This window comes from bacterium, assembly GCA_030699905.1.
In the GTDB taxonomy this organism is placed as follows: domain Bacteria; phylum Patescibacteriota; class Minisyncoccia; order Phycocordibacterales.
The window spans coordinates 1-22,889 of record JAUYKQ010000027.1 but is presented as its reverse complement, the minus strand read 5'-3'; the positions used below and the strand labels follow the sequence as shown (position 1 = coordinate 22,889).

Here is a 22,889-nt window from a genome sequence, read left to right as displayed (position 1 = left end):
AAAAATTATCTTTATTTGGAAAAAGATACCCACGCCCTACTCAACTCCGATTATTTAACAGTTTTATTACTATAACACACAGGACAGAAAACCGTATAATGTAATGAAAGGTCAGTAATCGCTCACACTCTTACTCTTGTAGATTGTCCGTTTTCATAAATCCTCCGTCACGTAAGAATAGGTAAGAAAATTTTCAATTTGCAATCAAACCCCTAAAATACGGGCAAAGACACGGCTACGTGTTCCAGAATCTGCTTTAACACCGCTCCCCTGTCCTGTGAATATTTTTCCGCGAAAGCAACGTGTCTTAAAACTTCAAACTTTTCTTTTTCGGACAAATCTTTGCTGTTTCTGACGCATAACTCCAAGGCGTTCAAAAAGCGTGTCGCTTGGATTTTGGCCTCTTTTCCGTCAGAAATATCTTCAGAAAGCTTTTTGACAAACTTTATCCTCTTGGCAGGGATAAAGGAAAGAAAATCTCGGGCTTTGTCACGGAAGCCATTTTCGTAAATACCGTCTTGAGGAAGAAAAGACAGGATATAAGCTCGCGACCTGACTGTCGGCAAAAGCCCTTGGGCTGAATCCACTATTATGAAAAATTTTGTAAAAGAAGAGGGCTCTTCCAAAACCTTTAAAAGAGCGTTCTGCGCTTCCTTGGTTATTTCATAAGCGGCTATTACAAACATCCGGCACTCTTCCATAACGGGTTTTTGCCTTTGCGCCTCTATAACAGTACGCACATCGTCAATACCGAGAATATCAAACTCCCCTATCCAAAAGTCAGGATTGCCCTGTCTTTTGAGATTCAAGTCCTTTTCAAAAAAATCAAAAAGAGAATTCAATACAAAGTCCCTTTTGCCTTCCAAACAATAGCAATGGTGCAAATCCTTTATATTTTTCGCGATTTCTCTTAATTCCATAAAGACATTCTACCACAGCCGGCATTTAAACGAATATTTGGCCAAAGACCCCAAAAAGATATCCACATTGCATGCTTGCGATAGGTGTATATAATTAAGGACATCGGTTTTATTGATGTAACAATCAATTTTAATAGTAAAAAGGTCGAAAATAATAATGTCCTTAAAGCAAGGCAGGTTGTCTTGCAGTATGGATATAATTTGAAAATTAATTATGTATAAAAAAGGTTTTACACTTATTGAGCTTTTAGTTGTTATCGCTATAATCGGTATTCTTTCCTCCGTGGTTCTTACATCGTTGGGAAGCGCCAGGACTAAGGCCAGGTCAGCGGCTTTTCAGTCAGAAGTAAGAGCAACGCAAGGAGCGCTTTTGGTAGCTTGCGAGGGACTTTCAGGCGCTATTACTCAAGCCGCCATAGATGCCGCTATTGATGTTGGCTCAGCTCGTGATGGAGGTGCCCCTTCCACGGCTCCCGGTTCATGTCCGGCTAGTTTTTCTGTAACTTTCTCGCCTGCTTCATCAGGTTCAGCAGGGGCTTGCACCAGCGGTACGGTTACAGACACAGCTGTAGCTTTCGCCGGTTGCTAATGAGCATTCTTTTCGAACGTAAAAACGCTCTCCTTCCGGAGAGCGTTTTTTGTTTTCAAAATTATCCTAAATTGCGAAAAATACTGTGGATTACGAAATGGTGTTGAGGCGAGGTTTGAGTGGCGCCTTCGGAAGCGCGGCCGGCGCTGGAGAGAGAAGATTTTTAGCAAAAAATCTTCGTGCGCCGCGAAGACCTCGCCGAGAAAGACATTTCGTAATTCACAGTTTTGTCTCACCTCTTCGCAATAATGCTCTTTTTATAAGTGTCCAGATGTTCCAGCGCTATGCCCGTTCCCTTTACTACGCAGTAAAGAGGGTCCTTTGCTAAAGCCGCTTTCACTCCCGTACGCCTATAAACAAGCTCCGGTAAATTACGAAGCTGTGAAGAGCCCCCTGTCATTATTATTCCCCTGTCTATGATATCCGCCGCCAATTCCGGCGGTGTCTCCTGCAACACGTCTTTAATGGCTTTTATCATTTCACGAAGCTCTTTGCCGATAGCTTTGACTATTTCATTTGTCTTTATTTCCGTCGTACGAGGCAATCCGGTGATAAAATCTCGGCCCTTTATGGTCATCGTGAGCTCCTCTTCAAGAGGGACTGCCGAACCGACTTTTATCTTTATGTCTTCGGACATTTTGTCCCCGATACCGAGATTGAATGTCTTTTTGATATAGTCGGCAATGGCGGTATCAATCCTGTTTCCGGCGCATTTCACAGACGTTGAAGAAACGATTCCCCCAAGAGAAATAACGGCTACGTCTGTCGTTCCCCCTCCAATATCCACTATCATATGCCCCATGGCCTCTTGTATGGGTATACCGGCGCCTATGGCTCCCAAAATCGGCTCTTTGACCACATATGCCGCCCTGGCCCCCGCTTTAACGGTCGCTTCAACAACAGCCCGCCTTTCGGTGGATGTTACTCCCGCGGGCACCGATACCAAGACCTCCGGCTTCCAGAAGTTCCACTTGCCGAGCGCCTTGTCTATAAAATATCGGAGCATCGCTTCCGTTACTCTGTAGTCGGCAATAACGCCGTCCTTCATGGGACGATAAGCGATAATACTCTCGGGTGTTTTGCCTATCATGTTTTTGGCTTCAAGGCCGACAGCCAGTATTTTGTTATCCTGCTCGGAAACAGCGACAACGGACGGCTCGTTTAAAACAACCCCTTTGCCGGGGACAAACACCAAAGTGTTCGCGGTACCCAAGTCAATGCCCAGTTTTGTGGAAAAGAAAGACATTTCTAAAATTTCTAACCCCGATCGCAAAGGGCGTCGGATTAGAAATTATGTGAATTTATAAAGACGAATTCCTCCTTATATCCAACCCGATTCCCTTAAGTTTTTCTTCCAATCTCTCGTACCCTCTATCTATCATGTAGCAATTATGTACCGTCGTCTGGCCATCCGCAATCGCTCCGGCTATTACAAGCGCCATTCCCGCCCTTATGTCAATGGCGGAAACTTCACTGCCTGAAAGTTTTGAAGGTCCCTCTATAATGGCTCTGTGGGAATCTTGCAAAGTTATTCTGGCCCCCATTTTCTGAAGTTCCGGCACGTATTCAAGCCGTCTCTCGTAAATCGTCTCTAAAACAGACGACTGTCCTTTTGCCTGCGTAAGAAGAACCGCCATAGGCGCCTGCAAGTCCGTGGCCAGACCGGGATATTCGTGCGTCCGTATAGGCACGGCGGATAAAGGTCTGCCCCCTCGCACGACAATACCGTCCGCGGAAGTTTCAATGTCCGCTCCCACTCTTCTTAAAATTTCAATGACGATTTCCAAATGCTCCGGAATACACTTTGAAATCAAAAGTTTTTTGGCGGCAAGAGCGCCCAAAACGAGAAAACTGCCTGCTTCCAAACGATCCGGCAATGTCTCATATGTGGCTCCTCGCGCATTCAAAAGACCTCCTCCTTCTATGACGATTGTGTGCGTTCCGGCGCCGGTAATTTTTGCCCCGCAGGAATTTAGAAAATCAGACAGCGATTTTATTTCCGGCTCCAAAGCGCAGTTTTTCAAAACTGTTTTTCCCTCGGCCAAAACAGCCGCCATTATAAAACTTTCGGTTACCGTGTGGCTTTGAACTCTGAAAAAAATCTCGGCTCCGCGAAGTTTTCCGCCTTTTGCCTCCACTTTGAAAAGCCCGTTCTCCTCTGAAACCGTAGCTCCCATTTTCATGTACCCTTCTATCCAAAGGTCAATCGGCCTTTCTCCCAAATCGCACCCACCCGGATTTCCAAAGACGACTCTGCCGGTACGCGCGAGAAGTGGCGCCGTAACAACCATTGATGAACGGGTCTTTTCTGCCAATTCTTTCGGTATTTCACTTGATATATCACCGCAAAAAAGTTCCGCCTCGTGTTCCTTTGGAAAAGAAACTGAAACCCCGATCGCCTTCATAATTTCCGAAATGGTAAACAAGTCCTCAATAAGCGGGATATTCGCGAGACGCACCTTGTCTTCAAAAAGAAGCGTCGCCGCCATCACTTTGATAGCGGCGTTTTTCGCTCCGGAAATGGAGATTTCCCCCTCCAGAGACGGCTCGGTGGCGCCGATAATCTTAAAACTTCCGTTGTTTTTATCCATGTAGGCACATTGTACGCTATATCGGAGCTTTTTCAAAAATTGAAATTTTACCAAATTTATGGGATTATATCGTATGAATACACCGCCCCTGCGTCACACGAGGACATTGATAAGAGAATTTTCAATTTTGCAATTTTCAATCAATTTTCAATGAATCAATTTTCAAACAAAGAAACAAGCAAAGCGGGACGAACATTGACTACGAATTTGATGCATTGAAAATTTCGGGATTTGATTGAAAATTGAAAATTGCAAAATTGAAAATTCTCTCCCCCTTTACAAAAGGGAGAATACAATTCAGACCAAACGCGTAGTTCCTAATTAAAATATGTCAAAACAATGAATCTCGTCCACGTTATTCCAATAGCTTCCGGCATAGGAAAAGAAAAGCTCTCTTACTGGAGCTCTTTAAATTTGACGCCTGGAACTCTTGTTGAGGTGCCTATAAGAGGCAAAATGGCGCCGGCCATGGTCTTTGAAACGGAAAGCGTGGCGGAAGCAAAACAGTCCATAAAAGACAGTTCTTTCAAAATGAAAAAAGTGGAGAGAAAAATCAAAGACAACATAATGGACAAAAACTTTTTGGAAACCGCCCAAAAAGCCGCCGAATATTTTGTCGCCACGACCGGCTCTGTTTTGTCCGCGATACTTCCAAAAGTTTTTTTTGAAGAAATTTCCCTCAAAAAAAACGAGAAACCGCTAAGGAAGGAAACTGAAACCTTGAAGTCCGTCGCTTCGGAAAGAGCTCACGAAATATTCGTCTTGCAAAGCGAACGAGAAGAAAGATACGCCCATTACAAAAGTTTAATAAGAGAAGAGTTTGCCAAAGACGCCTCTGTATTTTTATGTCTTCCCACCATAGAAGACGTCAAAGAAGTGGCGGATCATATTCCACGAGGCATAGAAAAATATACTTTCATTTTACATAGCGACTTATCGGCAAAAGAGCTTAAATCAGCATGGAGAGCGTCCTTAGAGGAGCCACATTCTTCCCTTATAATAGGGACCGGCGCTTTTTTGTGCCTGCCTCGCCGAGACATAAGCACCGTGATAGTTGAGAAAGAAAGTTCGCGAAGTTTTAAAATGCAGACAAGGCCGTTTATAGACATTAGAACCTTTGCCGAACTTTTGTGCAAAACCGGAAATAAACGGCTGGTTTTGGGCGATACGATATTGAGAACAGAAACGATAGCCAGATACAGGGACCACGAACTGCCTGAAATAGCCCCTCTCAAATTTCGTTTCCTGACCACTTCAGCACAACAGGTCGTGGACATGAGAAGCTTGCAAAAGGAAAAAAACAAAGAATTTAGAGTCCTAAGCGAAGACCTCGTTGAATTAATCCGAAAAGGCAAGGACGAAAGCGAAAACACTTTCATATTCACTTCCAGACGAGGACATTCTTCCACTACTTCCTGTGGCGACTGCGGCACTCTTGTTACCTGCCTTTCGTGCCAAACGCCTTTAGTGCTTCACAAACAATCAGCGGGAGGAAGAAGTGTTTTCATTTGCCACAAATGCGGAGAAAAAAGAGGAACTGCGGAAAAATGCGGATACTGTGGCTCTTGGAAACTGGTGCCACTCGGAGTTGGCATAGAAAGAGTAGCCGAAGAAATAAATGAACAGATTCCTGAAATAAAAGTTTTTCGGTTTGACAGCGACACGGCTAACACAGTTAAAAAGTCACAGGAGATACTTAAAAACTTCACATCCTCACCCGGAAGCGTGCTTTTGGGCACCGAGAAAGCTTTGCCTTATCTGCGTTCACATTCGCTCGCTAACGCCGCCATAGCTTCTTTTGATTCTCTCTTTTCTCTGCCTGATTTCCGCACCAACGAAAGAGTCCTGCATTTGCTTTTGAGAGTGCGAGAGATTCCAACCAAAAAATTTATTTTGCAGACACGCATGGGAATTCAACCGGTTTTGGAACAGGGTCTTTCCGGTAACCTTCTTGACTTTTATAAAGAGGAGATAAAAGAAAGAGAAGAATTCGGTTATCCTCCTTTTTCCACGCTTATCAAAATATCGCTTTCCGGAAAAAAAGACGCGGTTGTTTCGCAAATAAAAGAAGCGGAAAAACTTTTGAACAAATGGGATGCCGTGTCTTTTCCGGCATGGAATCAGGGCGAAGAAGCCAAAGCATACACAATGCACGCGCTTGTAAAAATACCGAAAAAGAACTGGATTGACGAAGAACTTTCACGGAAACTGCTTTCTCTACCGCCGGCATTTTCCATAAACGTAGACCCCGAAACGCTTTTATGAAAAAACACCCCGTCAGGCGAGGTGTTTTGAGATTTTAACTCTATAGTTGTCAGTCGACTTGCCCAGAATTTTGCCCCGAATTCACAAAGAACCCAGCGAACTTTCTTAGTTCTCCGGCATTTTTAAAGCCGAGCTTCATTTTAATATTCCCCAAGTAGCACTCCACGGTTTTCACCGACAGAGACAAACTCTCCGCGATTTGAGCCGGACTGAGACATTGACTGACAGAAGCCAGAACTTCTGCCTCTCTGGGAGACAATTTTGCAACCAGATTATCTTTAGAGCCCGCTCCAATGCTTTGGAGCAAAAGGGTGTTAACAGTTTTACTCACAAAACTATTGCCGGCAAGAACGGCTCCTATTCCCTCAAAGAGCGTTTCCTTGGAAACGCTCTTGTGGAGATAACCTTTGGCGCCCCACTCTAAACATCGCAAAGCGAAGATTCTCTCCGGCGCGGAAGACAGGACAAGGGAAGGAAGTTTTGGAAATTCCGCCTTTAGCGTACCGAGTAATGCCGCCATTCCTATACCCCCTTTTTCCCCAAACATGAACATGAACTCGGTGATCAAAAGTTTCGGACTTGACTCCCTAACCGCGTGAATTATTTCAGATGAATTTGTCAGCACTACCGTCTCGTACCCAAACTCGTCCTCCACCAATTTTGCCAGACATAGAGCGGTAATTAAAAAAGGTTCGGCAACTATAATTTTCTGCTTTGCTCGTCCGTTTTTATTCACATTCACGCGATGGCCGTTTTGCTGTTCATTTCTTTGTACAATTTTTCTATCTTTCATCATAATGTTCTCCTAAAAAAACACTACCCTAAAAAACAGTTGAAGTCAATAATCAAGGAACTTTTAAACGTCTGAATTTTGAGGTATAATTACTTTATGGCCGTTAAAATCGTGGACAGAGATAATCCGGTATTAAGGCAAGTGGCGAAAGAAATACCCGTTTCGGATATAACAAAACCGCGCATCAAGGAAACGATAAAAAAGATGAAAGAAGTTTTGGATGCCGAGGAGGACGGGGTGGGACTTGCCGCTCCGCAAATAGGGGTATCGCTTCGCATTTTTATAATTTCTGAAAAGGCCTTTGACCTGTCCGAAGATATACATCAAAGAAGAGAAGAACTGCGAAAATCCAAAACAGTAAAAACCGGAAACTTGGTTTTCATAAATCCGCGTATTGTCAAAATTTCCAAAGAAACCCATTTTATGGAAGAGGGATGTCTTTCCGTACGTTGGGCATACGGCAGAATAAAACGCTCAAAAAAAACCACAGTAGAAGCATACGACGAAGACGGCAAAAAATTTACGCGAGGAGCGTCCGGACTTGTGGCTGAAATATTTCAGCACGAAATGGACCATTTGGAAGGAAAACTTTTCATTGACAGCGCCACGGACATTAGAGAAATGCCTCCTGAAAGAAATTTAAAAACATATTGACGTTTATGCCATATCCAATCCTTAGCCCGAAAACCTCCTGTTTCTCCTTATAAAACATAACGAATATTTATTGCGAATATGATTTCCTTTGTTTTTTTCGGTACCGACAACTTTTCCACAACCGCGCTTGAAGAGCTGAAAACAGCGGGCCTTCTGCCCGTAATTATAGTTACAGCGCCAGATAGGCCCAAAGGCAGACATCTGAAACTTTCACCGCCACCGGTGAAAGTTTGGGCCGAGAAGAACGGCATTTCATACATCCAACCGAACAAGATGGACGCCTCTTTGGAAAATCATTTGTCATCTTCCGGCTGTCAATTGTTTATTGTGGCTTCGTTCGGGAAAATTTTAAGAGAAAAACTTTTAGAAATCCCGAAATACGGCGCCTTAAACATTCACCCCTCTCTTTTGCCAAAATACAGAGGTCCCTCACCGGTTTCCGGCGCTATTTTGAATGATGATAAAAATACCGGAGTGACGATCATGCTCATGGAACAGGGGGTTGATACCGGACCGATTTTAGCGGAAAAAAAGCACACCGTCAAAGAGTGGCCGGCGGCGCCTGAATTGGAAGCGGAACTGGCTAAAGAAGGAGCGAAACTGCTTGTTGAAATTTTGCCAGATTATTTAAACGGCCATTTGAAACCGTCTCCTCAAGATGACTTGAGAGCCACTTACACAAAGAAACTTGAAAAAGAAAACGCGGAAATTGACTTAAACGCCGACTCACGCAAAAATTTCCTTAAAATTCAAGCACACGCAGGTTCCGCGCCCGCGTTCTTTTTTGTAATGAAAAGCGACAAAAGAATAAGAGTTAAAATCACTTCGGCCAAGTGGCTGGATAACACTTTGAAAATCCTTCGTGTCGTACCGGAAGGAAAAAAAGAAACCAACTTTCAGGACTTTATGACAAATTTAAACCGGAGCATCTGACGGCAGGGGCTTGTCGTTTTTCGTAATTCACAATAATTCAAGAATTCAAAGTATTTTAATGCAAAGTCACTTTTTCAATGACAACCGGCTCTATCGGGGCTTCTCTTACATCTCGGCCAACTTTACTTATCGCGTCCACCACTTCCATGCCATTGGTTACCCTTGCAAAACCGGTATGCTTGCCGTTTAACCACGGCGTCTCGGAGGCGGTTATTATGAAAAATTGGCTTCCGTTTGTGTTGGGGCCGGAGTTGGCCATTGCCATAATTCCACGCGTAAGTCGCACGGACTCTATTCCAGGAACCGAAGAGTACCCTCCCCGAAGAAGTGCCTGATCGTTAACCGGAATGCCAAGCGACTGCCAGTTTATTTCGTCGTTGAATTTATATCCGGGGTCGCCTGTTCCCCATCTGTCTTTTTTACTTTCGTCTTTGGTTAACGGGTCTCCTCCCTGTATCATAAATCCAGGGTCAACGCGGTGAAATTTAACGCCATCATAGAATCCCGACTCAGCCAGTTTTATGAAATTTGAAACCGTCTTGGGCGCGTTTCTTGACAGAAACTCAATGGTAATGTCTCCTTTGTTGGTTTTTAAAGTGGCTCCGGAATAAAGTTTGGACGCGCGTATTCCTCCGGTCGGAAGGTGGCTGTCATTTTTTTCCGAAGTTCTGAAAAAATACGAAGCGCCCCAAATAACAGCCAGCGCGGCGACAAGTATTAGGACGAGAATTATTGCGTTTTTATTCATTTCTTTATTTGCTTTGGCCGTTTTTATCACTTTCTTTTCCATGGCTTCCACCTTCTGCCATACAGTCCCTTTACAAGAGCTTTCAGTCGCTGACCACCGCGACGCAAGAGTGAAATATTTTTGGATTTGTTGCGACTAAGTTCGTTTAGTATCTCCTCTTTGCTTTCGTCTATAGCCGATTTCAAGTCGTCTTTTTCCACTCGTGACCGGAATTTATTGTGAGCGAAATTTACATTTATCTCCGAAAAAAATATATCGCCTTTTTGGTGACGGTTGGTCGTTTTCCCAAGCTCCGCGTCTATTATCAAAGTCGGATCGCCGAAATCCAAAACCTTTGAGAGAGCGGACAGTCGTTTGAAAAAATATCCTCTGTCCTCGGAAGAAAGATTGATATTTGTAATCTTTAAATTTACTTTAGGTTCCATGCTCATATTTTACCACAATACGCCAAAGACGGAAGCGTCTGAAATAACAGTAAAACTCTTTTTTCATTTTAGCAATTCAAAGACCTTTTGTCTGCCACCATGGCCTGATACCAAAGCCAACCCTGACACACCCACCCCCAAAAAACCGCCAAGGGCTTTGGCTACTGCTCTATTGGCTTTTCCTCCTTCCGGCGGCTCTTTGACCCACACGGTAAAGTGGCTATCGTCTGTTTTCTCAACTTTTTCGTTTTTGGATTTCGGTTTGGCTGATACAAATATTCTCATTCCATAATAATAACAGATACGGTAGAACAAATTCAAATGCCCGACTTTCCACTTTCCACTTACGGCAACGGACAACCGCTTTCTTTCGCCAGTTTTTCAAGACCTTGCTCTCCCAAGAGCTTCCTGCCGTCCGGCAAAATCCAAGTCGGATAACCCTCTATTTCCTTGTCCAGACAAACTTGCGGATTATCGGGACACTCCACATAGGGAACCGCGTCAAATGAATCGCCGAATCTTTTTTTCTCGTTTTGGCAATGCGCGCACCACGCTGCCCCATACATGGTTACCTCCTTTTCCGCCAGACATTGGGCAAAAGGAAGCAGGTCTTCTATCGCCTCTCTACCGGTAGTGCCGGAACCAAAGTAAAATGTTACTCCTACGAAAGCGACAGCGCATGCCAAAACAAAGTATTTGTTGTTCATGATAATTTATTTTTTGGTTGTTTTTCATCACAGCAGTCAACGAGCTTGCTCACGATATCTTGGTAAGTCCACGGTTTTTCTTCTGCCGCCGCTTTTTTGAATCCGGCAGTGTCAATGAGCTTGAGCCGAAGCGCCCAAAACATGGAATACGTGTTGTGGGCTCGCTCAAACATTTCTTCCGCTTCCGCGCGTTTGCCGTCCGAGTAAAGCTTTGTGCCGACTTCAATAATACGCATAGTGGTCGCGAGCAGATGCTTGGATATGCACCATGTCTCTCCTTCGTTTTTATCCATCATTTTGGCCAGAAGTTCCGTCCTGATTTTCCGCACCTCGTCTAAAAAATCAAAATATTCTGTTTTTTTGGTCTTCACGCCGGTAAAGAAAAAATGTTCTTCCAAACTTATGAGGTTCATAACGGCAATGCTCAAGTCCTCTTCCGTTGAAAGGTCAACCGCGCCTTCGGCTTTCATCTTTTGAATTTTACGAGTAATTTCTTGAAATTTTTCTTTTGTAAACATAATTTTTTGTTAAAGAATAAAGATAATCAAACCCAGAATAATCATGGCAATCCCTCCCAAGAACTTCATATTGCCCGTTTCAGATTTTTTCCACTTTTCCACTTTTTGGGCAAGGGTCTTGTCCGAGGCAATGAGCAGGATAACGACAAGGGGCAGGACGAAAATTAAATTGTATAACAAAAGATACCCAATTCCTGTCAAATATGTCCCTTGGTCATGAAGCAGTCCCAGAACCATAAGATAAGGCCCGCCCGTGCATGGGAACTCAAACAGTCCGACCAAAGCTCCCAAAAGAAAAGCCGTGGGTAAAGAGGCGCGATTTACAAGTTCGGCAACTTTACCGTGGATGAAACGCGGAATTCGGAATTTTAACGGAAAGGCCGGATAATACTCGTTTATGAGATTCACCACTCCAAGAGCAATGAGAATAACTGCCCCCACTTTAGCCATAAAATGCGGAGTGTTGAAAAAGTAAAGAGCTTGCAAAATGCCCAGTCCGATAAGAACGTAAACAGTGAAAAGGCCGGCAATGTAAGTAGCCCCGATTTTCATTATTCCCGCCCTGCCTTTGCCGATTGAGAACAGAAAGGCGATGGTTAAAACCAAAATACCGAAAGCGCACGGGTTTACGCTGTCAATAAGAGCGGCAACGCCGACAACCGGCAAAAGCCAATTTCCTTGACTGCTTAAATTCCCCACCAAACTCGCGCCGAGGTTTCCAAACCGCAACAACATGACGGCGCCCAAAATCAAAACCGCCAAACCGACGAGAATCCAATTTTTTTTAATAATCATTTTTTAAGTTAATAGTTACAACTGACGGAAGTTGATTGATAAGGAAAAACCCCTTTGAGGGTTTTTGCGCGAAAAAGAAGCAGACAAAAAGTGCTTGCAGATTCGCGCTTCAGAGAGAAGAGGGGCTGTTCTCAAGAAGAGATAGCCAGTAAGTAAACTTGTCTCTGTATTCTGATTTTATGAACGGCTCTTGAAAGCGTTTTCTGACAAAGATAAAAACCGCCAAAAGCTTGCCTGAAGTGTTTTTTAAAAAACGATCCACCGCAAAAGCCAATAAAAGGAAAATCGCCAAAACCAAAACACCGGCTGTAAAAACAGCCGTTGAAAATATCTTTGAAGCGCCGAAGTGAAAATTTAGAAATTCCGAAACGTTACCCTGTGGGCATTTTTCCCCTTTTAGCAAAGCGTTAATACAACCCACGTTTTGCCAGCCCCTCTCCCCGACATTATAAACACCGAAGACCGATACGCCGGCGAAAAACAAAATAAGTATTGTTACGAAAAATCTTTTCATTTGATTGTTCTGTGCTTTTAATTACGAAACTCAAAATCTTTTAGCGCAAATCCCCAAAGCAGCTAATCAAAAATCACCAAAAGAAATCTGTCTATTTCGCGTTGCTCAAGTTCGTAAAAGTTTTTATTTTCCCTTTTTAATCTATGAGCCAAATCAACGCCCACAAACCTCCAGTGCCATGGCTCAAATTTGTAATATGAATTATTTTCCGGATAAGAAAGCGCGAAACCGTATTTGTAGGCATTTTGCTTTAGCCACTCATATTCAGACGAATTTTCAAAGCCGGAAAAACTGGCCCCCATTTGAAGGTTAGTGAAATCAACAGCCGTACCGAGCTGATGTTCGGAATACCCTTGGTCGGCGCTAAACTGATTGGCTGTCCCCGCCCCATAAACCACTTTGTAAAATGATTTCAAAGATGACTGGGTATCAAAAGAGCGAAAGGCGGAGATAACCGAAAGATTCAAACCGTCTTGCTTGGCCGAGTTCAAAAGCCCTTCCAAATACGGCCAAACCTTGACATGGATTTGCATCTGCTTCTCGTCAAACGCAAACTCCGGCGGGATTGCGTAAAGCCCTTCCGGCTCGTAATGTTCGTTCAGAAAATATACTTTTGAATACTTATGAAGAAGCTCGGGGTCAAGATTGCTTAACTTGTCCAAAGAACCGACAGTGCCGGCTATTCTGTCTATTTGTTCTTTAAACATGCCTGTCTGCGTTTGTTCGGCTCGCAAAAGATTTGCCAAAATGGAATTGTCCTGACGGGTGGCCGTGATTTCTCCTTCAAGTTCAATAACTTGCGTCATGAGCTTTTCAGTGGAGGAAGCGAACTCTTGCCTTTCATTTTCTGATTTTTCGGCCAGCTCTTTTGCCAATCCCACCCTCTTATGCTCTCCCCAAAATAGCGAGGCCGAAGCAAAAACCAAGGCACACAGAAAAAGCGAGATATTTTGCACCGTAAACATTTTACGGAAAACGCCTTTCATTTCCGCTATTATAGCATAAATTCCGATTTCTGCCGCATTTCGCAATTCAAGGTAAGTGTATCTGCCCGTCTTTTACTCACCCATCACGACATACACAATTAAAGGCGGTCGTCCATAATTGTGTATGTGAGAAAATTAAGAGATTAAGAGATTAAGAAGTTAGGAGATTAAGAAACTTTGAGTTTCGTAACTCAAAGTTTATGATAGTATATCCGCAGATATGAAAAACTTTTTCGCTGAGTTTAGGTATTTTTTCATAGCCAATTTGCGCGCGAGCTATTTCGGCGCGTTTCTGCTTTTCGTATTTCTTTTGACTGAAATTGTTGCCGTGCCGTTTGTGAGCCGATACGATTTCATCTTCCTTATGGCAATCGGCTTTCAGATGTGCGCCCTTGCGTTTCGTTTTGAACGGCTGAAAGAATTTTCCGTCATAATCATTTTCCACCTACTGGCGACCGGAATGGAATTGTTTAAAACGCATCCATCCGTCGGTTCATGGTTTTACCCGGCCGTAGGAAGCGCGGTTTTCGCCATTAAAACCGTGCCATTGTTTTCCGGTTTTCTATATTCGGCAGTCGGTAGCTATATTTCACGGGCTTTCATTTTTTTGAAGCTTTCATACGAGAATTTCCCTCCGTATTACCACTTATGGATTCTTGCTTCGCTTATATATTTAAACTTTTTCACTCATCATTTTTTTTACGACATAAGATACTTTTTGCTTACGTATGCATTCGTCCTCTTTTTTAAAACAGAAGTCCATTTCCAAGTTTACCAAAAGACGCGCCGTATGCCTTTTCTCTTGACCGTATTTCTGACCTCCCTGTTTGTATGGATTGCCGAAAATATCGGCACCTTTACCCGCGTTTGGCTATACCCGAATCAAACTGAATATTGGCATATTGTCACATTTCACAAAATCGGCTCGTGGTCTCTGCTCCTTATTTTAAGTTTCGCTCTCGTTTCAATTATCTACAGAAGCAAACTAAACTACCCTGCCACCTCAAGGCGGTAGGGTAGTTTAGTATTTTGTATATTTACACACTTACGAACGTAAGAGCCACTCCCCTTTTGTCTACTCTGCCTGTTCTCCCGATTCTGTGGACATAATCTTCAAAAGTATTGGGTAAGTCGTAGTTTATAACGTGAGAAACGTCATCTACATGGATACCGCGCGCGGCAACATCGGTCGCGACGAGCACTCGGCTGTCGCCGTTTTTAAAGGACTTCAAAGACCGCTGTCTCTGACTATGATTTTTGTTTCCGTGGATTGACTCCGCCTTTATACCGCTTGCCAAAAGCTGTTTTGCCAATTTCTCAACACCATGCTTCATAGCTCCGAAAATGAGGACGCGAGTAAAGTCGGGCTTACCGAGAAGCGAGGTCAAAATCTCAAATTTCTCGCCTTCTTTGCAACGCACGACATCTTGTTTGATACTGCCGGTTACGTCCCTCTTTTTTACCGACACAAGAACCGGTTCGCGGAGAAACTCTTTGACGATTTGTTTTGTAGCGTCTGACATGGTCGCCGAGAAAAGCAAAGTTTCCCGCTCTTTAGGGGCGCTACTCAATATTTTTCTCATATCATTGATAAATCCCATGTCTAACATTCTGTCAGCTTCGTCAAGCACAACCGCGCTAACATACTGGGGTTTGAAATCCCCTCGTTTTATAAGGTCAAGAACGCGTCCCGGCGTCCCCACGACAAAATGACTTTTTCTTCGCAATGCCTGAATCTGGGGACGAATATTTGTGCCTCCGACGCAGATGACGGAATAAATACCGCTTCCGCTTGAAAGTTTTTGCAGTTCATCGCGAACCTGAATGGCAAGTTCGCGTGTAGGGGTAAGGATGAGGGTCTGTCTGCCGTACGCCTTTAGGGTTTTTTCAATGAGCGGAATAAGAAACGCGGCGGTCTTCCCCGTTCCGGTTTCAGCAAGCCCGATAACATCGCGACCTTCAAGAATATGTGGAATAATCTGGTCCTGAATTGGAGACGGCCACTTCATGCCGAGCGCGCTGATAGCGTCTACAAGTTTTGCGGAAAGGCCAAAAGTTGAAAAAAGGTGTTTGGGTTCGTACACTTCCGCCGTAAAATCGGCAGGATTGGTATTTATAAATTGAGAAGGATTGAATGTCGGCATTTTGCGAAAACGGCCTCTGCTACGCTCATTACTTGAAAATCCTCGACCGGAAGGTTGAGAATGATTGCGCTCTCGGTAACCAGTACCGGAACGTGAAAAAGAAGGTCTGCGACGGCCAAAACCGCCGCTTTTACCAAGTCGGTTAGTTTGTGTTTGCATCTATATCGTACTTTGGGACTCCGGCCGAATATATTTCTTCCGGAGTCCCTTTATATTATTTATTGAAACAAGCAATGCTGTTTCAGGGCTGTGCAGGTAATAAAATCAGAATGTTGTAAACGAGTGCGTTTATTCTTCTGTGGCCTCCGAGCCCCACACGAGTATCAAAAGCTTGAGTCAAGGATAACATTTGAGAAGTTTTATGTCAAGGACTACTGACTAAAGAATCATTTCTAAGCTCCGCGGGTAGGATTCGAACCTACGACCAATCGCTTAACAGGCGATCGCTCTACCGCTGAGCTACCGCGGAGCTCAAAAATGATTCAGGGTATTTTAAATTGAACTCTAAAAATATAGCAAAAAAAGATGATTCTGCCAACGGCTGATGCCAACAACGCAAAATTTTTTGGCACTCCATCTATGTTTAACAGCCGGTGCTTCCGGCGCTTGTGGATAAGTTTAAGTTTTTTTGTTTTATAAATGTTAATATTGTAAGATATGGCAACAGATTCGCAAGTCCGTAAATATATTATTGAAGCGCGCGATTATGGAATGAGTGACAGCCAAATCAGAGACGAGCTCAAAAAACAGGCGTGGAGCGATTCGGATATAAACGAGGCCTTTCAGGATACGTCGCATACGTCCCCCATGCCTCCTCCGGAAATAAAAGCGCGGGAAAGCAGTTACAAATCTTTAAACGACTATCCGAACGGATCATATCAAAACTCCTATCACGGCTCAAAAGAAAAAGTCAAACCCGCCCTAAACCCGTGGCTGCCCCCTACCCAAGAAACTTCCGCATTCCAAAATGCCGATTCTGAAATTTCGCCAAAAAGTGAAGTTCTTTCATCTTCTGCTCCCGCCTCGCCAAGAAAACACGGGGTTATGATGAGCATTATCATAGCCGCGATAGTGATGCTCACGGGAGGAGCGGCTTACGCCTATGTAAACAATCTGTGGTTTTTTGGCGGAGCGCCATACAAAAACAGCTCGGAAATACTGACTAAAGGCATAGCCAAATTTGCCGATATGGATACAGCCCGCTATGAGCTGGCCGTTTCTTTTTATTCAATGGATAGAGAACCAAATGCTCGTCCCTTCACTTACGATGACTCGGAAGTTGAAGCGAGACGACCGATGTTTGAAAGAGACAGGCAGAGAATGGATGTTTTGGAGGCCTTGAATAACCTGCGCTTTTATCCCGGCGACAACAAAAACAGATATCCTAAAACATTGGATGAATACTTTAACGACTCGCAAACATTAAGCTACAATAAAAATAATAAAGATGTTTTTTTCGAAAACAAGAACCTTATTGACGATTCTTTCGTATATATAGTGGACAGCGACAGGCAGGGGTACACACTTTCCGTTGAATTTGAAACGGACGAAGCCATTTGGGAAATTGAGAAACGCCTTCCCTACAGCATAAGCGCAAACACAGGACCCAAGTCCGCTCAAATTTCCGGGAAAACCCTAACTTTTGACGAGAATCAACCGTATTTCTATTTCTATCAGTTTACCGGCTCTCCCCCGGCACCCCCTGTTGTGGACTTTCTTCAGTCAAGAGACCGTCTGTTTTTGTCCATGCCAAGCGAACTTTCTTTAGAGGGAGCTCTTTCCGGCGCCGTCAATTTTGAAAAACAGGCGGAAAATCAGTCGGACATAAAACCAAACACTGAATTCAACGTGGGTGTTGACGCCGGATTCGGTGACTCTTCTTACATGATTGATTTTGACCTTCGGTTAGTTGACGAAATTTTATACGTTCGCATAAATAAATTCCCAAGTTTACCCTTTATCTCCGCCTATTTTGACCCGGGTCTCATAAAAGGCAAATGGGTTAAAATTTCAAAAGACGACGTTGAAAATACTTTTCTTCCATTATCCGACTTTGGAGCGTATGAACAAGGAGAAGAGGAAGAAGCATCTCCCGATAACATGGCGATTGCTTTCACCGAGGTCATGAAAATAGTAAATGACGAAGGACTTTTCTTTGTCAAAGGAAATGCCAAAAAAGAAAAAGTTGGTGGCAAGACGGCTTACAAATACGTTTTGGGAATGGATAGGGAAAAAATACTACCCGTCTACACTCGCGTAGTAAAAGAGATTTCACCAAAACTTTACGGCCAAGAAGGGGCGGAGGCAGATTGGGAACCTGACCCCAAAGTTACGGCGATTCTGGAGAGCGAATTGTTTGAATCATTTTTCAACCACATGCAGGAAAACAACGAATTTGCCATCTGGTTTACCAAGGACGGATTCCCCGCGCAAGTCAGATACCAGACACGAATGATTCCGATTTCCGATTCGGCCCGCCTTAAAAACAAACAATATTTTTTGGACTCCCGCTACTCTTTTTTTGACATAAATCAACCTCTTGACATAAAAGCCCCTCAAGAATTTATCAATATAAAAGAGCTGGAGGAACTCTTTGCCAACCCTCTATATTAGCGAGTATTGGAGCGGTTGTGTCCATTACAAACTATCGTATAATAACTTTGAGTTACGAAACTCGCTTCCGATGGATTTCTTTTCAATTTCGGGCGAGGCGAAGCAAAAATTATGAGGCATATACAGAGTATCTGTTGAATAATTTTTGCAAAGCCGTAGCCGAAATTGAAAAGAAAGACGCGGATTTGGAGTTTCGTAATTCAAAGAATATAAACATGTTTAAATTCATCCACAAAAGACATATGCATGACAGCAGGAAAGATGCCAAGATTGTCATTTACTACAACGCGTCGGATATCTTTCTCGGCCTCACTCTTTTGATTTTAGTGGTCTTTTTCATAAACGATTATCTTTCTCATAGGGTATGGTCAGATTATGATAATGGTCAAATCATAGAGGCAGACATAGGTGCTGAATTTTTATATGAATAATAAAAAAGGGTTTACCCCCCACACCTGTTTTTTCCAAAACAGGTGTGAACTTGCGAAGCAAGCGAGGATTCACTCTGATAGAACTTTTAGTGGTGATAGCCATCATAGGCCTGCTGTCGTCAGTGGTTTTTTCGAGTTTAGACGGCGCGCGAAAGAGGGCGAGGGATACGAGGAGGATAACTGAAATTCGAGAAATTCAAAAAGCGTTGGAATTGTATTATGACGACCGCGGATATTATCCTTATACCTCCTGGGTCAGCAGTCACCAAACCACATGGGAGACGGGCGTCCTCGGCACGGCACTGGAGCCGTATCTTCCAATGATGCCTGTGGATCCGGTTAACAGCAATAGCATATCTCCCGGCCATGCGTACAACGGTAATTACACCTATTCGTATTATTCAGGTGGCTATCGCGCTCCGGGACAGACAAATCAACAGTGGTATATGATATTGTATCGTTTAGAAGATACATCTAACCCCATACAAAACACTGATGGTGTAATTGCGTGCAACGGTCAACCATTTCACTACGGTAACGGTACGAACGGCATCATGACATTCGGCGGCAGTTGTCCGTAGGGATATAATGGGAATGAATAATAAACAGTAGGATAATGGACGATATTTTATATTTAAGGTCAGGCGTCTTTTTGTGATTTACCTATTCCCCGGCTTCCCTTGTTAGTGGTGGACGAATACAAAAAGTTGACAAAAAAATTGTAAAAGTGTATCATCTTGCAAGTTTTAGCTGGGAGCATCTGATTGTCGCTCCTCAACCTTTCCCCTATTGTCTGGAGGGAAATGTCCGCGAGGAAAAGGCCGACTTCGTCACAAGCCGAAGTGACTACGTCGCGCCGAAGGCCGACTTCGCCCGGCCTAAACCGCGCTCCGTTGAGTTGAGCCACGGATGCTCCCAGCGTTTGTTCTACAGTCCACTGCCACCAACTGGTACGGTTCGGGCGCTCTTGTGGACTGTACGCCATCTCGGGATGGCGTACGGCTCTGCTTTTACAAAGCAGAGCCGCTTTTTTATTTGACAAACGCAACCCAGTTGCATATTATATAGTAGTCCGTTGCCAGAGAAACTTTTGACACGCGCTATGCCTTAGGTTTTTTTCAAACGGATACATTATTAAATTGCTACTATACCTTGAATTACGAAATGGTGTTGAGGCGAGGTTTGAGAGGCGCCTTCGGAGGCGCGGCTCTAGCCGGAGAGAGGAGATTTTTAGTAAAAAATCTCCGTGCGCCACGAAGACCTCGCCGAAAAAGACATTTCGTAATGCACAGTACCATAACAGCAAATATGACATTTTCGGAAAACATACTACGCTCGCTTAAAGAGCGTGGACATAAGGTTACCAAAAACAGGTCGTTTATAGTCGGTTTTTTGGCTGAAAACAGGAAGCCCTTTTCGGCTGGCGCTATTTTGAGTGAGGCGGCAAAAACCGTGCGAAAATTCAACAAAACAACGATTTACCGAGAATTGGATTTTTTAAAGAAAGAAGAAGTGATTTCAGAAATTGAATTCGGAGACGGAAAGAAAAGATACGAAATAGCGGGACTTCCCCACCACCATCACGCGGTGTGCACCGTGTGCGAAAAAGTGGAAGACGTTATTTTGGACGAAGATTTGGAAAAAGTGGAAAGAAAGATTTTACGGGACAAAAAATTCAAAGTCAAAAACCATTTGCTTGAATTTTTTGGCTTGTGTAAAAATTGCGCTTATCTTGGCTATTAGATTTCGTATTGTTCGGCCTTTGTCAATTTATTAATTTATTAACATCATAAAATGCTTCAACTTACTCTCTATGCTCTTATTGCAGGACTTTTCTCTCTTGTCGGAGGGCTTCTTCTTATATGGAAATCAAACTACGCGGCCAAAGTCATAACTCCTCTTTTGTCTTTTTCGGCGGGAGCTTTTATCGGAGTTGCTTTTCTGGACATTTTACCGGAAGCCGTCGAAATGGTGGAAGAACCGCATGCGATATTTTTGGCTTTTCTCGTGGGATTTACCGCGTTTTTCATCATTGAAAGAGTACTTATGAGATACTTTCACTACCACACCGAAGGAGAAGCGGGCGAACACGGCGAACACACCGAGTCGTTGCCTCTCCTTATAATCACAGGGGACTCTTTGCATAATTTTCTTGACGGTATTGTTATCGCTCTCGCCTATGTCGCAAATCCGGCTCTTGGCCTCACTACTGCTATCGCCATTGCCGCCCACGAAATTCCGCAAGAAATCGGCGACTTCTCAATACTTTTAGACCAAGGGTGGAAGAAACTGAATATAATAATGGTGAACATCTTGTCTTCACTTTTGACTGTGGTCGGGGTGTTTATCGGATTCTACGCAGCCGGATTTTTTGAAAACCGTTTGGCTTTTCTATTGGCAGCGGCTTCAGGAATTTTCACCTATATTGCCGCATCCGACATCATTCCGGAAATACATCACAGAGCCGGACACAAAGAGCTTTACCGCGTGGTTTTTGCTTTTATCTTGGGACTTATAGTTATCGGCTACTTGGTGAGCGTATCACATTAATGGATAGGATTTAGGATTTAGGATTTAGGATTTAGGATTTAGGATTTAGGATTTAGGATTTAGGAAAAAGAGAATTTTCAATTTTGCAATTTTCAATCAATTTTCAATGAATCAATTTTTAAACAAGAAAGCAAGGAGGGGCGAACACTGCTTACGAATTTGATGCATTGAAAATTTCGGGATTTGATTGAAAATTGAAAATTCCCTAACCCTTTACGAAAGGGAGAAAAAAGCCCTCCCCGCCCAAGAGGCGGTACTCCTTTTTTCCTAAATGCAACAAAAAACCCCGAGTGCAAAACTCCGGGGTTGTGTAAATGTAAAACTTTTTGTTTTTACCGTTACCGCTTTAACCGAGTGTTAATCTCTCTGGCGATTACGATAAACGCGTCGGCTTTGAGATACGGGTCTGTGATGTTTACGGCTGCCATAAATGACCCTGCGAGACGCCGGTTTTTCCTGGCCGCTTTGGCAATAAAATTTTCAATTTGATCTCGGTAACGGGGATCAAACCTGTGGCTGTTCAAGATTTTACGCGTGCGAAGTATGTCGCCTCCCACTACATGCGCCATGGCGACACGAGTCAACCTAATCTGTAGAATAACAGGGTCCCCCCACTCCGCCTCCCAACATCGCGCATATTCTTGCTCGAGGCGCTGTTTATTCGAGATTAAATCAGTGATTTTCGTCCATTCAACACGACTGACTGCTTCGTTGCTTTGAAGAAGGTATGATGTGAATTTATGGAAAAACAAGTCATCCCACTCATTTGTCGCAGATGGAGAATACCGAAGCATCTCCTCCGCGTACGTAATTGCTCTGTCGGCCTCGGCAAAATGCGAGCTACTAATGGTCAACATACCTTTTTCTTTTTTTGCCATATCAAGGTATTTTGATTGACTTGAAATCAGCGCGAGGTCGCAAAGAATCGTAACTCTCTTCGCAAAGCCGTCTGGGCCACGAAAGGCAAGATTGACGATAACACTGTAATCTTTGTCCGACTTCGTTACCTCCGCAATCCGCAGTCGGATCATGGCCTCTTCATACGGGTGAAGATGTGGCCGAACTATATCTAACGAGCTGCAGGCAAAGTCAACAAGCCAGCTCTCTCCTGCAACAACGCTCAACGAGGTGAGGATTCGGACTTGTCTGTACGTAGCTCCTTCTACGTAATGGTTGTAACCAGAAATGCCTTCCCCTCGGGCTATTTTTTCCTGAACATGTTCAGGGGGTTTGATTCCGCAGGCCAGCTCGAACGCCTTTCCGATGCAGTCATTTCGCATGTTTTGCAACTCACGACGCGACGCGGTCTGGATAAGGTCTTGAATGTCCGCTCGAGTAATCCTCCCCGCCTGCATATGCAACATAAGCTCGTACAACTGTTCAATGGTTGTATGCTTTTCCGCGACTTTACTTTTTTTCACAGTATTCCTCTCAATGTACACCACTCAAGGATGATTGACGGCATCTATTCGACACCCACGAATCAATCGTTTTTACCCCTAAGCAGTCTTTTGTCAAGATACCATACAACTTGCTACTTGTAAATATTTACGTTTTCCTTGCCAAATAACGGTTTTAATGATTAAATGGAAGAGAAACAAGCCCGGATGGGCTTTTCTTTTATTTTATGGAAATTCGCAATATAGCAATTATCGCTCACGTTGACCACGGCAAAACCACTCTTGTGGACGCTCTTATGAAGCAGTCAGGCAA

General features: G+C 43.7%; 26 protein-coding genes and 1 tRNA gene. 11 read left to right on the top strand and 16 right to left on the bottom strand.

Annotated features, from left to right (window positions below; genetic code table 11):
- Nucleotides 1-212: 212 nt before the first annotated feature.
- Nucleotides 213-920: a hypothetical protein gene (locus Q8P86_03455; GenBank protein ID MDP3996721.1), complete on the bottom strand. Its 708-nt coding sequence runs from the start codon at nt 918-920 to the stop codon at nt 213-215.
- 214 nt (nt 921-1,134) lie between these two features.
- Here Q8P86_03455 and Q8P86_03450 point away from each other — a divergent pair, with 214 nt between their 5' ends.
- A complete protein-coding gene (locus tag Q8P86_03450; GenBank protein MDP3996720.1) occupies nt 1,135-1,509 on the top strand; it encodes a type II secretion system protein in 375 nt (124 codons plus the stop codon).
- Nucleotides 1,510-1,741: 232 nt separating this feature from the next.
- Here Q8P86_03450 and Q8P86_03445 read toward each other — a convergent pair whose 3' ends face one another.
- Together Q8P86_03445 and murA are read right to left on the bottom strand one after the other, a co-directional pair.
- The gene (locus tag Q8P86_03445; protein MDP3996719.1) at nt 1,742-2,755 is read right to left on the bottom strand and encodes a rod shape-determining protein; all 1,014 of its coding nucleotides are present in this window, start codon (nt 2,753-2,755) and stop codon (nt 1,742-1,744) included.
- 55 nt (nt 2,756-2,810) lie between these two features.
- Complete coding sequence (murA, locus tag Q8P86_03440) at nt 2,811-4,100, bottom strand: UDP-N-acetylglucosamine 1-carboxyvinyltransferase (protein ID MDP3996718.1); 1,290 nt, start codon at nt 4,098-4,100, stop codon at nt 2,811-2,813.
- 339 nt (nt 4,101-4,439) lie between these two features.
- On the opposite strand from murA, the gene priA reads away from it, so the two are divergent.
- Nucleotides 4,440-6,365: a primosomal protein N' gene (gene priA, locus Q8P86_03435; GenBank protein MDP3996717.1), complete on the top strand. Its 1,926-nt coding sequence runs from the start codon at nt 4,440-4,442 to the stop codon at nt 6,363-6,365.
- Nucleotides 6,366-6,414: 49 nt separating this feature from the next.
- Here the strand turns inward: priA and Q8P86_03430 are convergent, their stop codons facing one another.
- Entirely contained in the window at nt 6,415-7,161 is a 747-nt protein-coding gene (locus Q8P86_03430) for a response regulator transcription factor (protein ID MDP3996716.1), read from the bottom strand.
- 93 nt (nt 7,162-7,254) lie between these two features.
- Here Q8P86_03430 and def point away from each other — a divergent pair, with 93 nt between their 5' ends.
- Entirely contained in the window at nt 7,255-7,812 is a 558-nt protein-coding gene (gene def, locus Q8P86_03425; protein MDP3996715.1) for a peptide deformylase, read from the top strand.
- Between the two features lie 78 nt (nt 7,813-7,890).
- Nucleotides 7,891-8,745, top strand: a complete 855-nt coding sequence (fmt, locus tag Q8P86_03420) for a methionyl-tRNA formyltransferase (protein ID MDP3996714.1) — start codon at nt 7,891-7,893, stop codon at nt 8,743-8,745.
- Nucleotides 8,746-8,800: 55 nt separating this feature from the next.
- Here fmt and Q8P86_03415 read toward each other — a convergent pair whose 3' ends face one another.
- From Q8P86_03415 to Q8P86_03380, 8 genes are all read right to left on the bottom strand, one after another.
- Complete coding sequence (locus Q8P86_03415) at nt 8,801-9,535, bottom strand: peptidylprolyl isomerase (protein ID MDP3996713.1); 735 nt, start codon at nt 9,533-9,535, stop codon at nt 8,801-8,803.
- Entirely contained in the window at nt 9,520-9,918 is a 399-nt protein-coding gene (locus Q8P86_03410; GenBank protein ID MDP3996712.1) for a hypothetical protein, read from the bottom strand. Before Q8P86_03410 ends, Q8P86_03415 begins: the two co-directional genes overlap by 16 nt.
- 63 nt (nt 9,919-9,981) lie before the next feature.
- On the bottom strand, nt 9,982-10,203 hold the full coding sequence (locus Q8P86_03405) for a DUF167 domain-containing protein (protein MDP3996711.1): 222 nt from the start codon (nt 10,201-10,203) through the stop codon (nt 9,982-9,984).
- A 59-nt stretch (nt 10,204-10,262) separates the two neighbouring features.
- Nucleotides 10,263-10,625: a hypothetical protein gene (locus Q8P86_03400; protein ID MDP3996710.1), complete on the bottom strand. Its 363-nt coding sequence runs from the start codon at nt 10,623-10,625 to the stop codon at nt 10,263-10,265.
- A complete protein-coding gene (locus Q8P86_03395; GenBank protein MDP3996709.1) occupies nt 10,622-11,143 on the bottom strand; it encodes a hypothetical protein in 522 nt (173 codons plus the stop codon). Before Q8P86_03395 ends, Q8P86_03400 begins: the two co-directional genes overlap by 4 nt.
- A 9-nt stretch (nt 11,144-11,152) precedes the next feature.
- The gene (locus Q8P86_03390; GenBank protein ID MDP3996708.1) at nt 11,153-11,938 is read right to left on the bottom strand and encodes a cytochrome c biogenesis protein CcdA; all 786 of its coding nucleotides are present in this window, start codon (nt 11,936-11,938) and stop codon (nt 11,153-11,155) included.
- Nucleotides 11,939-12,047: 109 nt separating this feature from the next.
- A complete protein-coding gene (locus Q8P86_03385) occupies nt 12,048-12,452 on the bottom strand; it encodes a hypothetical protein (GenBank protein MDP3996707.1) in 405 nt (134 codons plus the stop codon).
- A gap of 62 nt (nt 12,453-12,514) precedes the next feature.
- Nucleotides 12,515-13,438 (bottom strand): M15 family metallopeptidase, encoded by a 924-nt coding sequence (locus tag Q8P86_03380; GenBank protein MDP3996706.1) that lies wholly within the window; start codon nt 13,436-13,438, stop codon nt 12,515-12,517.
- 220 nt (nt 13,439-13,658) lie between these two features.
- Here Q8P86_03380 and Q8P86_03375 point away from each other — a divergent pair, with 220 nt between their 5' ends.
- Nucleotides 13,659-14,453, top strand: coding sequence for a DUF817 family protein (locus Q8P86_03375; GenBank protein ID MDP3996705.1), 795 nt, complete (start codon nt 13,659-13,661; stop codon nt 14,451-14,453).
- 22 nt (nt 14,454-14,475) lie between these two features.
- On the opposite strand, the gene Q8P86_03370 is transcribed toward Q8P86_03375, so the two are convergent.
- Both Q8P86_03370 and Q8P86_03365 read right to left on the bottom strand, forming a co-directional pair.
- Nucleotides 14,476-15,741, bottom strand: a complete 1,266-nt coding sequence (locus Q8P86_03370; GenBank protein ID MDP3996704.1) for a DEAD/DEAH box helicase — start codon at nt 15,739-15,741, stop codon at nt 14,476-14,478.
- Between the two features lie 238 nt (nt 15,742-15,979).
- A tRNA-Asn gene (locus Q8P86_03365) sits at nt 15,980-16,051 on the bottom strand.
- 188 nt (nt 16,052-16,239) lie between these two features.
- Between Q8P86_03365 and Q8P86_03360 the strand changes: the two genes are divergently transcribed.
- The 3 genes from Q8P86_03360 to Q8P86_03350 are packed head-to-tail and all read left to right on the top strand — an operon-like array spanning nt 16,240 to nt 19,207.
- Nucleotides 16,240-18,195 (top strand): hypothetical protein, encoded by a 1,956-nt coding sequence (locus Q8P86_03360; protein MDP3996703.1) that lies wholly within the window; start codon nt 16,240-16,242, stop codon nt 18,193-18,195.
- A gap of 47 nt (nt 18,196-18,242) precedes the next feature.
- Nucleotides 18,243-18,626 carry a hypothetical protein gene (locus Q8P86_03355; protein ID MDP3996702.1) on the top strand — a complete coding sequence of 128 codons (384 nt, stop codon included), beginning with the start codon at nt 18,243-18,245 and terminating at the stop codon, nt 18,624-18,626.
- Nucleotides 18,627-18,676: 50 nt separating this feature from the next.
- Nucleotides 18,677-19,207 (top strand): prepilin-type N-terminal cleavage/methylation domain-containing protein, encoded by a 531-nt coding sequence (locus tag Q8P86_03350; protein MDP3996701.1) that lies wholly within the window; start codon nt 18,677-18,679, stop codon nt 19,205-19,207.
- A gap of 59 nt (nt 19,208-19,266) precedes the next feature.
- Here Q8P86_03350 and Q8P86_03345 read toward each other — a convergent pair whose 3' ends face one another.
- Nucleotides 19,267-19,668: a hypothetical protein gene (locus tag Q8P86_03345; GenBank protein ID MDP3996700.1), complete on the bottom strand. Its 402-nt coding sequence runs from the start codon at nt 19,666-19,668 to the stop codon at nt 19,267-19,269.
- 266 nt (nt 19,669-19,934) lie between these two features.
- On the opposite strand from Q8P86_03345, the gene Q8P86_03340 reads away from it, so the two are divergent.
- Both Q8P86_03340 and Q8P86_03335 read left to right on the top strand, forming a co-directional pair.
- Nucleotides 19,935-20,369: a Fur family transcriptional regulator gene (locus Q8P86_03340; protein MDP3996699.1), complete on the top strand. Its 435-nt coding sequence runs from the start codon at nt 19,935-19,937 to the stop codon at nt 20,367-20,369.
- A gap of 51 nt (nt 20,370-20,420) precedes the next feature.
- The gene (locus Q8P86_03335; protein MDP3996698.1) at nt 20,421-21,176 is read left to right on the top strand and encodes a ZIP family metal transporter; all 756 of its coding nucleotides are present in this window, start codon (nt 20,421-20,423) and stop codon (nt 21,174-21,176) included.
- Nucleotides 21,177-21,514: 338 nt separating this feature from the next.
- On the opposite strand, the gene Q8P86_03330 is transcribed toward Q8P86_03335, so the two are convergent.
- The gene (locus Q8P86_03330; protein ID MDP3996697.1) at nt 21,515-22,597 is read right to left on the bottom strand and encodes a hypothetical protein; all 1,083 of its coding nucleotides are present in this window, start codon (nt 22,595-22,597) and stop codon (nt 21,515-21,517) included.
- Between the two features lie 206 nt (nt 22,598-22,803).
- On the opposite strand from Q8P86_03330, the gene Q8P86_03325 reads away from it, so the two are divergent.
- The coding region (locus Q8P86_03325) for a GTP-binding protein (protein ID MDP3996696.1) at nt 22,804-22,889 on the top strand (86 nt) is incomplete at its 3' end.

Bases quoted from the DNA above. Each gene is read 5' to 3' on its own strand.
- Q8P86_03455 (MDP3996721.1), bottom strand. From the start codon at position 920: ATGGAATTAAGAGAAATCGCGAAAAATATAAAGGATTTGCACCATTGC.
- Q8P86_03450 (MDP3996720.1), top strand. From the start codon at position 1,135: ATGTATAAAAAAGGTTTTACACTTATTGAGCTTTTAGTTGTTATCGCT.
- Q8P86_03445 (MDP3996719.1), bottom strand. From the start codon at position 2,755: ATGTCTTTCTTTTCCACAAAACTGGGCATTGACTTGGGTACCGCGAAC.
- murA (MDP3996718.1), bottom strand. From the start codon at position 4,100: ATGGATAAAAACAACGGAAGTTTTAAGATTATCGGCGCCACCGAGCCG.
- priA (MDP3996717.1), top strand. From the start codon at position 4,440: ATGAATCTCGTCCACGTTATTCCAATAGCTTCCGGCATAGGAAAAGAA.
- Q8P86_03430 (MDP3996716.1), bottom strand. From the start codon at position 7,161: ATGATGAAAGATAGAAAAATTGTACAAAGAAATGAACAGCAAAACGGC.
- def (MDP3996715.1), top strand. From the start codon at position 7,255: ATGGCCGTTAAAATCGTGGACAGAGATAATCCGGTATTAAGGCAAGTG.
- fmt (MDP3996714.1), top strand. From the start codon at position 7,891: ATGATTTCCTTTGTTTTTTTCGGTACCGACAACTTTTCCACAACCGCG.
- Q8P86_03415 (MDP3996713.1), bottom strand. From the start codon at position 9,535: ATGGAAAAGAAAGTGATAAAAACGGCCAAAGCAAATAAAGAAATGAAT.
- Q8P86_03410 (MDP3996712.1), bottom strand. From the start codon at position 9,918: ATGGAACCTAAAGTAAATTTAAAGATTACAAATATCAATCTTTCTTCC.
- Q8P86_03405 (MDP3996711.1), bottom strand. From the start codon at position 10,203: ATGAGAATATTTGTATCAGCCAAACCGAAATCCAAAAACGAAAAAGTT.
- Q8P86_03400 (MDP3996710.1), bottom strand. From the start codon at position 10,625: ATGAACAACAAATACTTTGTTTTGGCATGCGCTGTCGCTTTCGTAGGA.
- Q8P86_03395 (MDP3996709.1), bottom strand. From the start codon at position 11,143: ATGTTTACAAAAGAAAAATTTCAAGAAATTACTCGTAAAATTCAAAAG.
- Q8P86_03390 (MDP3996708.1), bottom strand. From the start codon at position 11,938: ATGATTATTAAAAAAAATTGGATTCTCGTCGGTTTGGCGGTTTTGATT.
- Q8P86_03385 (MDP3996707.1), bottom strand. From the start codon at position 12,452: ATGAAAAGATTTTTCGTAACAATACTTATTTTGTTTTTCGCCGGCGTA.
- Q8P86_03380 (MDP3996706.1), bottom strand. From the start codon at position 13,438: ATGAAAGGCGTTTTCCGTAAAATGTTTACGGTGCAAAATATCTCGCTT.
- Q8P86_03375 (MDP3996705.1), top strand. From the start codon at position 13,659: ATGAAAAACTTTTTCGCTGAGTTTAGGTATTTTTTCATAGCCAATTTG.
- Q8P86_03370 (MDP3996704.1), bottom strand. From the start codon at position 15,741: ATGCAAACACAAACTAACCGACTTGGTAAAAGCGGCGGTTTTGGCCGT.
- Q8P86_03360 (MDP3996703.1), top strand. From the start codon at position 16,240: ATGGCAACAGATTCGCAAGTCCGTAAATATATTATTGAAGCGCGCGAT.
- Q8P86_03340 (MDP3996699.1), top strand. From the start codon at position 19,935: ATGACATTTTCGGAAAACATACTACGCTCGCTTAAAGAGCGTGGACAT.
- Q8P86_03335 (MDP3996698.1), top strand. From the start codon at position 20,421: ATGCTTCAACTTACTCTCTATGCTCTTATTGCAGGACTTTTCTCTCTT.